Here is a 16,595-nt window from a genome sequence, read left to right on the forward strand (position 1 = left end):
AGACACCTAGCTTAATAGCCGATTAAACTGCTGTTGGATCGTCATCAACCTTAACAATCAGCTTGCCAAAATTATCACCTCGAAGTAAACCGATAAATGCACTAGGAGCGTTTTCTAAACCATCAGCTACATCTTCTTTATACTTAAGTTGACCAGACTGTAACCATCCAGAAACATCATGCAAAAAATCATTAAACCGATGTTGATAATCACTAACTAAAAAACCTTTAATCAAAGCTCGTTTGACTAGTAGTGGTCTTAAATTAGGCCCTGGTGGAGTAGATGTGGCATTATACTCCGAAATCAAACCTACTAGTGGAATTCTTGCCCCAAGGTTGATCTGCTGTAACACAGCTTCTAAAATTACACCTGCTGTATTGTCATAGTAAACATCAATCCCATTAGGAGCAGCTTCTTTAAGCGCTAAATCAAGTTCTTGAGTTTTGCGATTAATGCCAACATCAAAACCTAATTCTTTAACTATATAATCCCGCTTATCATCACTGCCGACAATTCCCACTACTCGCGCACCTTTAATTTTGGCAATTTGGCCTGCTACTGCACCGACAGCACCAGAAGCGGCTGAAACCACAACAGTTTCACCTTCTTTCGGTTGACCGACATCAAGCAGAGCAGCATAAGCAGTCAGGCCAGGCATACCCAGTACACCTAGACTATAGGATAATGGTGCTTGAGTGGGATCAAGTTTACGCAGCGTCTCACCCTTAGATACAGCATAAGTTTGCCAACCGTTACCGCTAAGAACAAAATCTCCTACTTGAAATCGAGGATGATTTGATTCAATTACTTGGCTGACTGTACCACCGACAATAACTGAACCCAATTCTATTGATGCAGCATAAGACTCACTTGCACTAATTCGACCACGCATATAAGGATCGAGAGATAGATAAATGGTGCGGCTAAGAACTTCGCCTTCACCCGGTTCGGGAGTTGGTGTTTCTACCAGAGCAAAATCACTCTCTTTTGGTTCCCCGACTGGACGACTTTTGAGAATGATTTGTTTGTTAATTAAATTAGACATAAGTTATTTTCCTCTAAATTAATCTGAGAATTTCTGGGAATACAGATGTGTATATAGCAATCCGATTTGATTTCTGAATCACTCGTAGAGGTAAGGGACTGGGGACACAACGACTGCGCGATAGTTGAATCTCGACTTCGCTCGATTACCGCGTAGTCGAAACTCAGTGTATCGCTGGGGACTTGGGACTGGGAAGAAGGAATAAAGGTGTACTGAGTTTTGTTCAAAAATCTCAATGCAACTAGGAAACCTTTTTCCCCTTGCAAGAGTGCCTATTGCCTATTGCCTATTATCTGTCTACGCCAAGCTGCGCGAACAGAAATCAAAGCGAATTCCTATACTTCCAAAAATATTTCTACCTTTAGTATGAAACTTACAAAAAATATAGGATTCCTATTTGATCCTTGAAATTATTTACTGTCGTAACTGGCGATCGCAACAATCGTAGATAAAGGAACTTCCGCAAAATACTGTTGCTGAAATTGTTCTTCTCGGACAGCAGCTAAAAATTGTGCAATTGCTTCCTCAGCAAGGTTTTCGGCACTATCGCTTGGATGCCAGGTGATTTGTAAAGAACGGTCTTGTAGTTTAACTGTGAAACCTAAATATTTTAAAGCTTTGATGCCGACAAGTAAGGTTTGGTCGCTGATGCCGATTTTCTCTAAAAGTTGGACGCGGGTAACTAGTTGATTTGTGCGACTGAGATATTTGGCGATTCCGACAAGAGTCAGCCAAATTTGATTGGGTGGTTGGTGGTTAGGTTTAGACCAAGCGATCGCTAATTGTTGCTGATTGTCAAGCCCAGATGTAGAGCGGCTTATCGCCAAACATCGCCGCAACCACATACGTAAATCATCCCAATTTGTGGGACAATTTTCAAGTAATAGTGGGGGATTGGGCAGAGACGAAATTAATTGCGTCTCTACTTGGGAGTGGGGAGTGGAATTACGCAAGTCTAAGATAAGTGGTAAGTTCCGAGTGTTAAGTGCTGAGTTAATAGAAGAACGCACAGCAATTAATCTGATTTCATAACGTTTTTTGAAGGTGTTGTAGTCTAATTCTGCTATACAATCACACTTTCCTATGGGCAATTCATCTTTGTAGTGTCCCCACCATAAGCCAGGAAAAGCACTTCGACTAGAATCATCCCGAATGTCAAACTCAGTTTTAATGTACTGTACCTTTTTACCTTGCCAATCCTGCTGATTTCGATGCCAAGAATTTTCAAACCAGCAGTTTTTAATTAGCAATTTCGGAACAGGATTACCCATTCCACAAGGTTCTAGTAGTTTCAGTTCCAAAAATAACTCTTTCCCCAAGTCTGCAACTGTTACCGTCAAGTCTGCTTGCACAGTTGGCGTTAGAGTTGTGCTACCCAAAGATTGCCGCAACTGTTGATTAATCGCTGCTGTAAATAAAGGAATATTCTCCACCAGCAAACTCAAACCTGCTGCAAAAGGATGCCCCCCAAAGCGATGTAACAAATGTGCTTGGTCTTTCACCAACTGGTATAAATCGACAGAATTCACCGAACGAGCAGAACCCCTTGCAAGCAGAGGGGCAGAGGGGCGGAGGGGCAGAGGAGAAGAATTGCCCCCCTGCTCCCCTGCGCCTCTGCTCCCCTGCTCCCCTGCTTCCCCTGCTCCTTCCGTACTCAACAAAATCGTCGGGCGGCCTGTTTCTTGTGCTACCTGTCCAGCAACTAAGCCCAATACACCCGCAGGCCATTGGGCATCTTCTAGGACAATGACGCTGGTGGTTGATAAATCTAATTGGGTAAGCTTTTGCGCTACTTGTGCTTGCACATCTTTTTGTAAAGATTTGCGGCGGGCGTTGGCGAGTTCTGTAACTTCGGCTAGTTCATTACAACGTTTGACATCTTGACTAGTTAATAATTCCACGCAAAAACTGGCATCACCTTGGATGCGACTAACAGCGTTAATTCTTGGCCCCAAACCAAAAGAAATATCTGTGGGGCGATCGCCACTTTTCTGGCACAATTCTAATAATCGCCCTACCCCTGGCCGCCGCCGCGCTGTTGCTGGCTGTTTAAAATCTTCTTGCAGTCGTTGAATTCCCATCTGTGCCAAGTAGCGGCAATCTCCACTTAACTGCACCAAATCGGCAATTAATCCGACTGCAACTAAATCTAATAAATCCTCTAACGGATATTTGGCCACATTGGGCAGGCTTTGATATAGTGCTTCAACTAATTTATAAGCTACCGCCACCCCAGAAAGATTAAATAACTGATGTTCCCTTGGTAAATAACGAGGATTGACAATTGCTGCAACGGGTGGGCGTTCGGTGGGTAAGGTGTGATGGTCTGTAACTATTACTTCTATACCTAACTGTTTTGCATAGATAATTTCCTCAAGGTTTGTGCTACCTGTATCGCAAGTAACAATTAATTTACAACCTTGTTTTGCTAAGTTATCAATGCCTTGATTATTCAGTCCGTGGGATTCTTTCAGGCGATTGGGAATGTAGTAAATTAACTGGGTATTTTGAGCAAAAAACTGCCCCAATCCATCCCAAAGTACAGATGTGGCGGTAATGCCATCGGCATCGAAGTCACCCCAGATGGCAATCTTTTCTTTAGTATTATATGCTTGTTGCAAGCGTGCGATCGCCAGATGCATTTCTTGCCCAAATTCAAAGGGACTTGCTGGTTGATAAGCTTTATGGTTGATAAAAGCTGTTAATTGTTGACGATCTTTAATACCCCGTTGCCACAACAATTGTGCTGCATATAATCCACTTGATGCAGGTGTATACTGTTTTACTGCTTGGATAAACCACTCTGGTGGTTGTTCAGTTGCTGTTATAGTCCACTGCTGTTGTTCTGGCATATAAATAAAGTTAGGAGTTAAAAGTGAAAACGAAAACTCTTAGAATACAAGGGTGTGTTAAAGCATTGAAGATTGCTAACACAGAATTAAAAATACAGCAGAATTCAGAATTCAGAATTCAGGAATAAAACACGCTTTCTACCTAGATAACAGACTTAGCTTGTGTACCTCACCAAATTTAAATCTGCTATATCTCCAGATCAAGCAACTAAAATCATACGACTTAAATATAATCGTACTATAGGACTTCTATTTATTTTTGAATAAACTCAGTACACCTCTACCCTCGCTATTCCCTATTTTCCGCCCTTTCCATAAATAGATTCAGAAATCGAATCGAATTACTATATCTGCGAAGGTTCAACACACGGCAGAATTGCTCATAAAGGGAAACTGTTAATCTCTTCTGACCTCTTGACGGTAACTACTGTGAGTGTTCAATTACCTGTAGTTATTCAATGAAATTCTGATTGATATAAATGCCAGGTATTTATATCAATAATATTTATTACGTTCACTTTTTTTGCAACTTGTGAGCTAAATCACACTAGTAACCTAAGCACTGAAATAGGATTATGTTTCTGCATAAAATGTTACATACAAAATGATGGAATTACTTCAACTAATTTTGGTTTTAGGTACAGTAGTTGGTGTTGCAGATGGGAACACTATTTTGGTTAAAGATAATGCAGGACAAACAACTACAATCAAATTAGCGTGTATTAACGCACCAGAGGCGACTGACAAGCGCTATGGTTTAGCAGCAACACAAAAGCTAAAACAGCTACTACCACCTCAAACTCCTGTCGTGATTAGAACCACAGAACAACTTAAAAGTGGTCGTCCAGCAGGTGAAGTGTTTGTAGATAATCGGTCAGTAAATCTCCTATTAGTAGAGTCAGGTAATGCCGTCGTTGACCAAGAGTCTTTACAAAATTGCTATGAGAGTAAAACCAAATTTCTAATTGCAGAAGCTAATGCTAAAAATAAGCATTTAGGTTTGTGGCAGCAATCAAAATTGCAGTTGAAGTTATATACCAAGTAAGCGCTGACATTATCAGTTATAATAAGCTGAAGCAATTTTAAAACAATACAGTTGAGAATAAGCAACAAAACTCATATATAGACGCCATAAATCGCGTCTTGAAAGACCAATTATTTACACGAATAACCCTTAACTGAATCGTATAAAATTTTAGGGTTGCTGTACTTATTTAATGATTTGATATTTTCCATATTTAATTTTTGTTAATAAGTAATATCATGTCAGCTTGATTACTTATGAAACCCTAAGAACCCCAAAAAGACAAAACTACACTTGCCTCCTCGCTTGCATAGCTACGCTGTATACACAAGTCAAATTACCCCCTTTAATGCCAAGGGGGAAAAAATAAATTTAGTTTCCTCCCCAATACATACGGCGAGGGTTAGGGTGGGGTAAAACCGTGATTTCTTAGCTATTTAAGACTTGTATATACCATAGATTTGCGTGGAGGGAATTAAGAGATGGGGTGCAATAACTGTGGGAATCATAACTAATTATTTATGCAAACATGATACAAGTGGGTCAAATCGCTTACTTAGTTGCGTTTTTAATATCGCCAATCAATTCATCAATCCTTGATTGGGTAGTGTTCCAAGAACACATAAAACGTACTCCTCCCACACCAATAAATGTATAAAACTGCCAGTTCTTTGCTTTTAAACTGTGAATAACTTCTTCAGGTAATTTCACAAATACGGCGTTGGCTTCTCTAGGAAACATCAAGTCAACGCCTTCTATATTTAATAGTTGATTTTCTAAATATTCAGCACATTGATTGGCGTGTCTAGCATTTTTTAGCCAAGCACCAGTTTCCAATAAACCCAACCAGGGAGCAGAAATAAACCGCATTTTTGAGGCTAGTTGACCTGCTTGCTTGCATCGATAGTCAAAATCCTCTGCTAATGCTTTGTTAAAGAAAACAATGGCTTCACCTAATGCCATTCCATTCTTTGTACCACAAAAACACAATACATCCACTCCAGTTTTCCAAGTAATTTCAGCAGGGCTTTTATTCATCGCCGCAACTGCATTTGCAAAACGAGCACCATCCATGTGAATCTTTAAATTATGCTTATTTGCAACTTCTTTAATACTCAAAAGTTCTTCAATAGAATATAAAGTTCCTAATTCAGTTGATTGGGTAATACTAATAACTTTAGGCTTGGGATAATGAATATCAGTGCGTTTCGTGACAATTCCCTCTATAGCCTGTGATGTTAATTTGCCATTTTTCCCTTGAGCAAGTAGCAGTTTAGAGCCATTGGATGCAAATTCAGGTGCGCCACATTCATCTGTTTCTATATGAGATGTCTCATGACAAATAACGCTGTGATATGACTGACAAAGAGCAGCTAAAGATAAAGAATTTGCAGCTGTACCGTTAAAGGTAAAAAATACTTCACAATCAATTTCAAAGAGTTCCCGAAAATAATCTGTGGCTTTTTGAGTCCATTCATCATTTCCATAAGCTGGAACACTACCTTGATTTGCCATAATCATATATTCTAGTGCTTCAGGACAAATGCCAGAGGAATTATCACTTGCAAACTGTTCTAATTGGCTACTCATAATTTCTACTTTGATTTGTAAAAGTAATTGTTACAATAATAATGAATAATTCAGGATTTTGCCAACTTCAAAATTGACGAATATACTATTAATAAACTCTCCAATTATATTTGGGATTGGAAATTGCCTGATGTGTATTGTTTATCTCAATCTATGTGTTGCACTTTTTTTCAAATTGTGAATACAACAATAATTTGGGATTACAGAAAATTAAATTTTTTTACAGTCATGGTTAATCATTCCTAAAAACAAGGTTTTCACAAATTAAATTTGATGACTATGTTTTTGCATCAACCTGTTAATTAGCTTTTGTTATGGTAACTTTTAGCTGAAGTAGTTATAATTTTTAGTAGTATATTAATACTATCAAATGACTTTGCTGGTATCCACAGAAAACTGGAGTCTTAGTTTACTCTCACTGAGATGTTTAATTACTACACTGTCTTCGTAGCCTTGCGTTGAGAGTATTTTGGGAGGTTAAACATCGCAAATAACTATTATGCTAAAAAAATAAAGTTGGCTTATCAGAATGCTAATCATATACTTATAATTTAGTATACAATATCCTACCAATAACTATGACATCACTATTGGGCATATTTGTCCTTTGTTAATTCTCAGTAGTCATCTTGTTTATTTTTTACTGACTAATGATGACCAATACTTCTCTGCGAGACGCTACGCGAACGACTACGCTCAGTACGAGTGACCAATGACTAATAACTAATGACTGAACCATTGATTGAATTGAAAGGTGTTTCTAAGTCCTTTGGTAGCCATAAAGTTCTAGATAATGTAGACTTGACCATCTACCGAGGAGAAGCACTGGGGATTATTGGCCCATCAGGGACTGGGAAATCTACTATCTTACGAGTAATAGCGGGGTTACTTAGTCCCGATGAGGGAGAAATTTATGTGCAAGGATTACGGCGAGAGGGTTTGATTGAGGATGGTGGCCAGCAGGTTGGCATTGGTATGGTGTTTCAGCAGGCGGCGCTATTTGACTCGCTGACTGTGGAGGAGAATGTAGGATTTTTACTTTACCAAAATTCAAAGCTGTCGCGATCGCGCATCCGAAATTTGGTAGAAGAAAAATTGGAGATGGTAGGTTTGCCAGAAATAGGCGACCTCTACCCAGCCGAACTTTCTGGGGGAATGCGAAAACGGGTAAGTTTTGCCCGTGCGATTATGTCTAACCCCGATAATCCGAGTGAAGGCCCAGAAGTTCTACTATACGATGAACCAACAGCCGGACTCGATCCCATTGCCTCAACAGTAATTGAAGATTTAATCCGCCACTTGCAATGTTTACATGGAGTTTGTAGTACTTATGCTGTTGTTACCCACCAAGACAGCACTATCCGCCGTACATCTGATAGACTTATATTTCTCTATGAAGGTAAAGTGCAGTGGCAAGGTACAGTTAGTGAAATATACAACACAGAACATCCCTTGATCAAACAATTTATCAGTGGAAGTGTTCAAGGCCCGATTAAAGTCGCTGGGTAGAAACTTAAAAGTGAGGAGTGAAGAGTTAAGAATCAGAAGTGAGGAGTTAAATTCAACTCCCTATTCCCTACTTCCTACTTACTACTCCCCACTCCTTAGTACAGACGCGATTAATCGCGTCTCTCTCTACTCATAATTGGTTGTTGGTGGAGGCAAAAAAATGCGAGGTCTTATGACAAGCCGCTTCGCGTCTGGGCGAACATTTAGAGAAGGTTCTGTGGGATTATTACTCCTGCTAGGACTAGGGGTATTTGGATTACTCTTTCTGTGGTTAAACAGATTCACTGCTGCTGGTCGTTCATACAAAATTATTGTAGAATTTGCTAACGCTGGCGGAATGCAGAAGGGAGCAGCAGTTCGGTATCGTGGCGTTAAAGTAGGAACTATTTCCCAAGTTCGACCAGGGCCAAATGCCATTGATGTAGATATTACAATTGCCCAAACTGACCTAATTATCCCCCGGGATGTAGTGGTGGAAGCTAATCAAAGCGGATTAATTAGCGAAAGTATTATCGACATCACACCAAAAGCAACCTTACCTACTGGGGTTGTGCTTGCTAAACCTCTAGATAAAAGTTGTGATACCAGTCTCATCGTCTGTAATGGCTCTCGGTTAAAAGGTCAGGTTGGCATTAGTGTTGATCAACTAATTCGTAGTTCAACTGAGCTAGCCGGTGCATACAATGACCCAAAATTCTATAGAAATGTCAATAGGGTTCTAGAATCTACCACAAGCGCAGCATCTAGTTTTACTGGGCTAAGTCAGGATTTACAAAGTTTGACTAAAAGCCTACGACAACAACTTAATACCTTTTCCGCCACAGCTAATTCAGTGCAACGGGCAACAAACCAACTTAATGCATCTGCGAATCAAACTGTAAATAAATTCGGTGCAACTGCAACTCAAGCAAATCGGTTGCTGAACAACTTGGATAATCTGTTGACAACAAATCGTTCAACACTGGTTGGTGCTTTGAACAATATCACAGAAACCAGCAACCAACTGCGCGTCACAGTTAGTAGCTTATCACCATCCATCAATCGATTGACTCAAGGACAATTGCTCAACAATTTAGAAACTCTTTCCGCAAATGCAGCTCAAGCCTCAGCTAATTTACGCGATGCTTCTAAAACCTTAAACGATCCCAAGAATGTGGTATTGCTGCAACAAACTTTAGATTCAGCACGAGTAACCTTTGAAAATACCCAAAAAATTACATCTGATTTAGATGAATTGACAGGCGATCCTAATTTCCGTAAAAATCTGCTGCAATTGGTGAATGGTCTAAGTAGTTTAGTATCTTCTACACAACAGATGCAGCAGCAAGTACAGGTTGCGACTACTCTAGATTCGGTAAAAGCTGCTGTGAGCAAATCAAAGAATCGAATTCCTAGCCCAGCACCAACCCAACAGGCAATCTTTAATGACAAGTCCCTACCCGTCTATGAAATTAATCCCTCACCGATTAATTTTGCAAGTACTGACACCGACCTTCAACCAAGCCCCAGTCCGTCTATCCCTAAATCATCCCAAGAAAACCTTTTGAAGCAACTGCGGGAATATGGCAAGCAACGGGAGCAACTGGAGACGGGGAAAGAGACAATACAGGTTAACCCTTCGGCTTCTCTACGAGACGCTACGCGAACGGTCACTGTTGACCCTGAGCAAAGCCGAACTGTTGACAATTTTAAGTAAGATAATGGTGAATTTATCTCTGGGCAGCTTATCGGGGAATACGCTTGAGTTAAGAAATTTATCCGTTGAGGCAGCAAGGGAAACAGGGGGAAGGGGGAGCAGGGGGAGCAGGGGAAGCAGGGGAAGCAGGGGAAGCAGGGGAAGCAGGGGGAGCAGAGGAGAAGTAAGTTGCAGTCAGTCTTTCCTCTCTGCCTCTTTGGCTCAATGCCCATAATTAATTCCAATCTTGTTCGTCTTTCTTGCCACGACTTTTGTAAATTCCTCCCAAATCGTGAATTTGACGAGTTTTCTCAAAAAGCTCGGCTTCGGTCAAACCCCACTGCTGCAAGACTTTATCCAGGTCTTTTTGGATGTCTCTCGCCCCTGGAAACCCTTGATAACGCATTCGCAGTCTAGCCAATTCTGCTAAGTTATAGTCTGTCGCCTCTTGAGAGAGTAAAATATCAATAAGGGGGCGATCGCGGTTATAAAGTGGGTGTTGTTGATCTTTACCGGCCGTTACTTCAGTCATCGTCATTCCTGAGTGCTGAGTCCTAAATTTTAAGTTTAGCTGACAGTGGAAAACACAACAGGCAAAAGAAAATTGTCAAATACCGAAAACTTAACTGTCAACTATGCAACTCCTTACTTCCTCCATACTCCACTCAGCACTCCTACTAGACGGCTAGTACACCTGATTTCTTACGGCTCTCAACACTGCCACTTAACTTTAAATAAAGTTACATTGTTCTTAAGAAAATACAAAAAACTTTAGATGAGGGTGAATTTTATCTCACCCAAAGTCCAAGCAGCGAGGGAGCAATAACCCATTATGTTTGAACACTTCACTTCCGAAGCCATTAGAGTAATTATGTTAGCTCAGGAGGAAGCCCGTCGCCTGGGACACAACTTTGTAGGAACAGAACAAATTCTCCTGGGTTTGATGGGAGAAGGAACTGGGGTTGCTGCTAAAGTGCTGGCTGAATTAGGCGTTACCCTCAAAGATGCACGTCGCGAGGTAGAAAAAATTATTGGTAGGGGTTCTGGCTTTGTACCACCAGAAATTCCTTTTACTCCTAAAGTAAAAAGCCTCTTCGAGCAATCGTTTAAAGAAGCTCATAGTTTGGGACAGAATTACATTAACACTGAACACTTACTCTTAGGATTAACCGAGGCTGGTGAAGGTGTAGCCGCCAAAGTACTGCAAAATCTAGGAGTTGACTTTAAGAGTGTCCGTAGTGCCATAGTTCGCCGTTTGGGTGAAAATGCACCAGCTTTTGCTGGTAGTGGTAATCAAAAGCGCACCCAACCGCTAACAATGGAAGAGTTTGGCAGAAATTTGACCAAATTAGCCCAAGAAGGTAGACTCGACCCTGTAGTTGGTCGTCAGAAGGAAATTGAGCGGGCGATCCAAATTCTCGGTCGCCGTACTAAGAATAACCCGGTGTTGATTGGAGAACCAGGAGTTGGTAAAACTGCGATCGCAGAAGGTCTAGCTCAACGTATTATCAATCAGGATGTTCCCGAAAGTTTGCAAGACAAGCAAGTTATCAGCCTCGATATGGGGTCATTGGTAGCTGGAACTCGCTTCCGTGGCGATTTTGAAGAACGCATCAAAAAAGTCGTAGAAGAAGTTCGCACTGTCGGCAATATCATCTTGGTGATTGACGAAATTCACACCTTGGTTGGCGCTGGTGGTACAGAAGGCGGCTTGGATGCAGCCAACATCCTCAAACCTGCCTTAGCACGCGGTGAACTCCAGTGCATCGGCGCAACTACCCTCGATGAGTATCGGAAGCATATTGAGCGTGATGCCGCCCTAGAGCGTCGTTTCCAACCGATTCAGGTTGGAGAACCATCGGTAGAGGAAACCGTACAAATTCTCTACGGCTTACGCGGTGCTTACGAACAGCACCACAAAGTCACAATTTTGGATTCAGCACTTGTCGCCGCCGCAGAATTATCAGACCGCTATATTAGCGATCGCTTCTTGCCAGATAAGGCAATAGACTTGATTGATGAAGCCGGTTCTCGCGTTCGTTTGCGGAACTCCCAAAGTTCTCCCAATAAAGAACTTAAGCGCGAACTCGCTGGTGTCACCAAAGAAAAAGAAGCAGCAGTCAGAGTCCAAGATTTTGACAAAGCTACACAACTGCGCGACCAAGAATTAAAACTCGCAGAACAACTGCAAGCAACGTTTACATCAAACGAGCAACCTGTCAACTCGACTGTAGTTGACGAAGAAGACATCGCCCAAATCGTTGCCTCTTGGACTGGCGTACCAGTTAATAAACTCACTGAATCTGAGTCAGAGTTGCTTTTACATCTAGAAGACACTCTGCATCAGCGACTCATCGGCCAAGAGCAAGCAGTCACGGCTGTAGCTCGCGGTATCCGTCGCGCCCGCGTCGGCTTGAAAAATCCCAATCGTCCCATTGCTAGCTTTATCTTCTCTGGCCCCACTGGAGTCGGTAAAACAGAATTGGCGAAGGCACTAGCTGCCTACTTCTTCGGTGCGGAAGACTCGATGATTCGGCTAGATATGTCCGAATACATGGAAAGCCACACCGTCGCCAAGCTAATTGGTTCGCCTCCTGGTTATGTCGGATACGACGAAGGCGGACAACTTACAGAAGCCGTGCGGCGCAAACCATACACAGTGTTGCTATTCGACGAAATCGAAAAAGCACACCCCGATGTATTCAATATGCTGCTGCAACTCTTGGATGACGGTCATCTTACCGATGCCAAGGGTCGGAAAGTGGATTTCAAGAATACGCTGATCATTTTGACTTCTAACATCGGTTCTAAGGTGATTGAAAAAGGTGGTAGTGGCTTAGGCTTTGACTTCGACACTCAAGCCGACGCTAGTTATAACCGCATTCGCACCTTGGTAAATGAGGAATTGAAAGCTTACTTCCGTCCTGAGTTCCTTAACCGTCTTGATGAGATTATCGTCTTCACCCAGCTTTCCAAGGATGAAGTTAAGCAAATCGCCGAAATTATGCTTCGCGATGTTGCTAGTCGCTTGACAGAAAAGGGAATTATCCTAGAAGTTAGCGATCGCTTCAAAGAGCTTGTGGTACAAGAAGGTTATAACCCCAGCTACGGCGCTAGGCCATTACGTCGGGCAATTATGCGCCTTCTAGAAGATTCTCTCGCCGAAGCAATGTTGTCTGGTGAAATTACAGATGGCGACACAGCGCTTATCGATGTTGATGATGACTCTCAGGTAAGAGTACAAAAATTAGAAAAACGAGAGTTACTGTTGGCAAATGCTGGCTAATTTTATACCCGATCGCTTTTTGCTGTAATATTTGAGAAACACCTAGCCTCTTACGTAAGTAGAGGCACTAACAGGGGCATCTCGACAAACATCAAGTGAAATGGTATTATTTCCCTCCCCTAGTAGAAATGCTAGGGGTTTTTTTATGCAATTCCTTTTTATAAGAAGAATTCAAAAATCAGGAGTCAGAATTGCTGCATGAATTCTGACTCCTGCTTTATTGGGCAATACCCACCTACCCACAGCTATTTATGATCAGGTTAGGACATGGCAGCAACATGAAAATCATTGCGATATTGATTTCTCTGCCAACAATTCTGATGCAGCTTCACCTTCACCGATGTTATCAGAATTACCAGATATAGAAAAACCATCTGCGACATCTTTGATAAAACCAGCTACAGGTACTGCAACTAGCAAACCCAATACTCCGCCAACATTAGTTCCTACAAGTAAAGCAATTAATACCCATATTGGTCTAAGTCCAGTAAATTTACCTAACAATCGGGGTGCGATCGCCTGATCGATTAACTGGTCAATGACAACAGCTACCGCCAAAACCTTCGCCGCTAGCCAAAAGTCATGTGTGGCTATTATTAAAGTGATTGCAACAAGACTAACGACATCGCCAAAGGGAATTAAACTCAAAAGCCCAACCCCTAAACCAAAAAGCAAAGCAAACTGGACTTGAAAAGCTAAAAACAATAATGTTAATGAAGCCCCCATCAGCAACGCCAAAGTTACCTGCCCAATCAAGTAATTTTGGAAGTTTTGCTGAATAGACTGGCTTACTTTCTCGGCAAAATTTACAGGTAACTTCTTAAATATCGCCGCCCAAATTCTTGGCCCATCTAACAACAAGTAAAAAGTTAGTACTACTGTGATTAATGACTCAGAAATACTATCAATTGTATCTATGATAATACTTAAAAGTTTATCTGAAAAAAACTCTAATTCATTAGGTAATCGGTCACTAATTTGGACTAATAACTGGCTAAGATTCACATTTAATTTATGTTTAAAAAACCAATCATTTACAACCTGGAGTTTTTCTTTGCTAGAATCAATCCATTGAGGTAAGACTTTAACCATCTCATTAAATTGATCTAAAATAATCGGTACTAAAGTGATACCCAAAGCAGCAACAATTACCAATGCTAATATAAAAACTAATGCTACTGCATAGTTGCGTTTAACTCCACCCTGTTGGAGAATCGAAACAGGATAGTTTAAGATGAATGCAAGTAAAGTAGCCAAAATAAGAATTGTTCCAACAGGTTGAAAGCTTTTAACTAGCAAAAATGCGAGCCAACCATTGAGAAACACTAAAGGAAATAGTAGCGTAAAGATTAACCATCTAAGTAGTTGATTCAGTGAAAAACTCATAATTAATTTAAAAATCCAAATTATTCTAGTTACTAGATGGAACCCGGTAAATATGGTCAAGGGAAAGTAGACAATCAAAATATTTCCCCATTATTACAATTACTAACTTTCAGCAAAAGCTAAAAATTGCTCCTCATTGATTCGCCCTGCTTGATACAGAGTATTAGTAATTTCCGAAATAGTTAAAACTGCATGACTGTGATAACCATTTTGCTGTAACCTATCCTTCACTCCCTGTTCATGATCGATAAATACCACAATATCATTAACTTTTAATCCTGCTGATTCTAACTTTCCTGCCCCTTCCATCACACTTTTACCACTGATGAGAATATCATCGACCACGACAACTGTTTCACCAGGATGAAAGTTACCTTCAATTACTCTCCGAGTTCCGTGTGCCTTCACCTCTTTACGAGGGAAAATCATTGGACAATGAAGGCGCAAAGCTAAACCAGTCGCAGTAGGTAAAGAACCGTAGGGAATACCTGCTAACCTATCAAAACTGAGATTCTTCAAAATGTCCTCATAAGCTGTGAGAACTTGATTAAAAACTTGGGGATTGGAAATAATTTTGCGTAAGTCGATGTAATAAGGAAATATAGCTCCTGATGCTTGGACAAAGCTGCCAAACATAATACAGTCAATGTCATAAAGTTGTAAAATCAAATCTTGGTAGGGATGCTGATTTAGGAAACAAACATCAGGAAACCACACAGAACATGTGGAATTTTCGTGAACAATTTCAGTTTTGATTTGATTAATTTCTGCGCGTAAATTCTGGACTTCCTCAGATAGTCGGCTGTTTCCCAACATATCTTGAGGAACAGGAATGAGTAAACCATCACCGTTAGTATTCAAACCTGCTTCTAAAATCTGCTTCAGATTTGCGCCTTCAGCCCAGATGCTACGCGCCATAATAATTCGTTCGGGTGCAACTCCTCGAACAAGTGCTAAAACTTCTGCATTTGTAGTTCCCACCTCCAAACCCAATTGTTCTGGAGTTCCCCAGGTTTTTGATTCTTTTACTACCTGTAAATAAAGGGGTGATTCATTTGTCGGATATTGCTGTAAAGCTTCTGCACCTACATTAGAAGTACAGCACAAAATAAACACTGCTTTACCCTGATAGACCAAAAAAGGTGCTACATGATCTTGTCCCGTATAAGGGCTGAGAGTAATTGCATCTACCTGCCATTCTGTAAATACAGTCCGGGCAAAGATGGTACTAGTATTTAAGTCGCTGTGTTTGGCATCTAAAATAACTGGGATGTGGGCCGGAATGGCTGCTAAAGTTTTGTATAGCAGTTCTAAACCAGGAATACCTAACGCTTCGTAAAAGCCAAGTGTCGGTTTATAAGCACAAACATAATCAGAAGTTTCGGCAATAATGAATTGCAACCACTTCTGTAAACCAGTGATGAGTTCTTCAGATTCATAACGCCCAGGCATCATCTCTGGATTTGGATCAAGTCCTACAAATAGTAAGCTTTGATTTTGCAAGATATTACGATTCAATTTATCAAAAAAGTTCATTTTTTTTAAAGAGTCATTTGTCATTTGTTATTGGTCATTGTGTTTTCCTACTTTTATGACCAGAGTTTGTTTAGTAAAACATTGATTCTGTTAATTCAGTCCCACCAGCCTTACGTCCTAATTGATAATGAATGACTACAAATAAGATGACCATCGGCACTGAGGCAAAGTGAACGATCCGCAATGCCTGCCAACTACCAAACATATCTACAATCCAGGGAAATTGAGCAGGTTTATACATTCCTATTCCTGTCAATAACGCTAGCAGCAAGATAGGAATAATTGCTGTATAAGCAATTCGATGCCAAGCATAAATTAGACGTTTGGAATTTTGACTTTTTTGTAATGCTTTGAAGTCATTAGCACCTACAAACCGATGTCGCCAACGTCGGGTAATTAAAATATAAATTCCATACCATAGAAGATTCAGTGAAAATAGCCACATTGCGGCAAAATGCCAGTGTCTACCTCCTGCTAGCCAACCTCCTAACGTAAATATCGGAGGAATGTGCAAACCTGCACGTCCACCAAAAACCGGGTTGGCGTTATAAATTTGTAGTCCACTGGTGAGCATGATAAATAGACTAATGATGTTACACCAGTGGAAAATCTTGGCTGCGATCGCTTGAGTGGGTGGCTTTCGAGTTTGATAGGGGGTCGAAGTCATAGGTTTTGACTGATAAAATTTGTTG

General features: G+C 40.9%; 11 protein-coding genes. 4 read left to right on the top strand and 7 right to left on the bottom strand.

Annotation, left to right across the window (positions count from 1 at the left end; translation table 11 throughout):
- Nucleotides 1-22: 22 nt before the first annotated feature.
- Together RMX98_RS06280 and RMX98_RS06285 are read right to left on the bottom strand one after the other, a co-directional pair.
- The gene (locus tag RMX98_RS06280) at nt 23-1,045 is read right to left on the bottom strand and encodes an NADP-dependent oxidoreductase (RefSeq protein ID WP_409881151.1); all 1,023 of its coding nucleotides are present in this window, start codon (nt 1,043-1,045) and stop codon (nt 23-25) included.
- Nucleotides 1,046-1,455: 410 nt separating this feature from the next.
- Nucleotides 1,456-3,897: a single-stranded-DNA-specific exonuclease RecJ gene (locus tag RMX98_RS06285; RefSeq protein WP_409881153.1), complete on the bottom strand. Its 2,442-nt coding sequence runs from the start codon at nt 3,895-3,897 to the stop codon at nt 1,456-1,458.
- A 604-nt stretch (nt 3,898-4,501) separates the two neighbouring features.
- Here RMX98_RS06285 and RMX98_RS06290 point away from each other — a divergent pair.
- Nucleotides 4,502-4,942 carry a thermonuclease family protein gene (locus tag RMX98_RS06290; RefSeq protein ID WP_409881154.1) on the top strand — a complete coding sequence of 147 codons (441 nt, stop codon included), beginning with the start codon at nt 4,502-4,504 and terminating at the stop codon, nt 4,940-4,942.
- 531 nt (nt 4,943-5,473) lie between these two features.
- Here the strand turns inward: RMX98_RS06290 and RMX98_RS06295 are convergent.
- The gene (locus RMX98_RS06295; protein ID WP_409881155.1) at nt 5,474-6,511 is read right to left on the bottom strand and encodes a low specificity L-threonine aldolase; all 1,038 of its coding nucleotides are present in this window, start codon (nt 6,509-6,511) and stop codon (nt 5,474-5,476) included.
- 726 nt (nt 6,512-7,237) lie between these two features.
- Between RMX98_RS06295 and RMX98_RS06300 the strand changes: the two genes are divergently transcribed.
- Nucleotides 7,238-8,020, top strand: coding sequence for an ABC transporter ATP-binding protein (locus tag RMX98_RS06300; protein WP_409881156.1), 783 nt, complete (start codon nt 7,238-7,240; stop codon nt 8,018-8,020).
- A gap of 160 nt (nt 8,021-8,180) precedes the next feature.
- A complete protein-coding gene (locus RMX98_RS06305) occupies nt 8,181-9,716 on the top strand; it encodes an MlaD family protein (protein WP_409881157.1) in 1,536 nt (511 codons plus the stop codon).
- A gap of 214 nt (nt 9,717-9,930) precedes the next feature.
- On the opposite strand, the gene RMX98_RS06310 is transcribed toward RMX98_RS06305, so the two are convergent.
- Nucleotides 9,931-10,227: a DUF3288 family protein gene (locus RMX98_RS06310; protein ID WP_409881158.1), complete on the bottom strand. Its 297-nt coding sequence runs from the start codon at nt 10,225-10,227 to the stop codon at nt 9,931-9,933.
- Nucleotides 10,228-10,527: 300 nt separating this feature from the next.
- Between RMX98_RS06310 and RMX98_RS06315 the strand changes: the two genes are divergently transcribed.
- The gene (locus RMX98_RS06315; RefSeq protein ID WP_409881160.1) at nt 10,528-12,981 is read left to right on the top strand and encodes an ATP-dependent Clp protease ATP-binding subunit; all 2,454 of its coding nucleotides are present in this window, start codon (nt 10,528-10,530) and stop codon (nt 12,979-12,981) included.
- Between the two features lie 285 nt (nt 12,982-13,266).
- Here the strand turns inward: RMX98_RS06315 and RMX98_RS06320 are convergent, their stop codons facing one another.
- From RMX98_RS06320 to RMX98_RS06330, 3 genes are all read right to left on the bottom strand, one after another.
- Nucleotides 13,267-14,367: an AI-2E family transporter gene (locus RMX98_RS06320; protein ID WP_409881161.1), complete on the bottom strand. Its 1,101-nt coding sequence runs from the start codon at nt 14,365-14,367 to the stop codon at nt 13,267-13,269.
- A 102-nt stretch (nt 14,368-14,469) separates the two neighbouring features.
- On the bottom strand, nt 14,470-15,903 hold the full coding sequence (locus RMX98_RS06325) for a bifunctional orotidine-5'-phosphate decarboxylase/orotate phosphoribosyltransferase (protein ID WP_409881235.1): 1,434 nt from the start codon (nt 15,901-15,903) through the stop codon (nt 14,470-14,472).
- A 70-nt stretch (nt 15,904-15,973) separates the two neighbouring features.
- Entirely contained in the window at nt 15,974-16,570 is a 597-nt protein-coding gene (locus tag RMX98_RS06330) for a cytochrome b/b6 domain-containing protein (RefSeq protein ID WP_409881162.1), read from the bottom strand.
- Nucleotides 16,571-16,595: the final 25 nt, after the last annotated feature.

The organism is Nostoc sp. DedQUE02 (assembly GCF_034531035.1).
Classification (GTDB): Bacteria; Cyanobacteriota; Cyanobacteriia; order Cyanobacteriales; family Nostocaceae; genus Nostoc.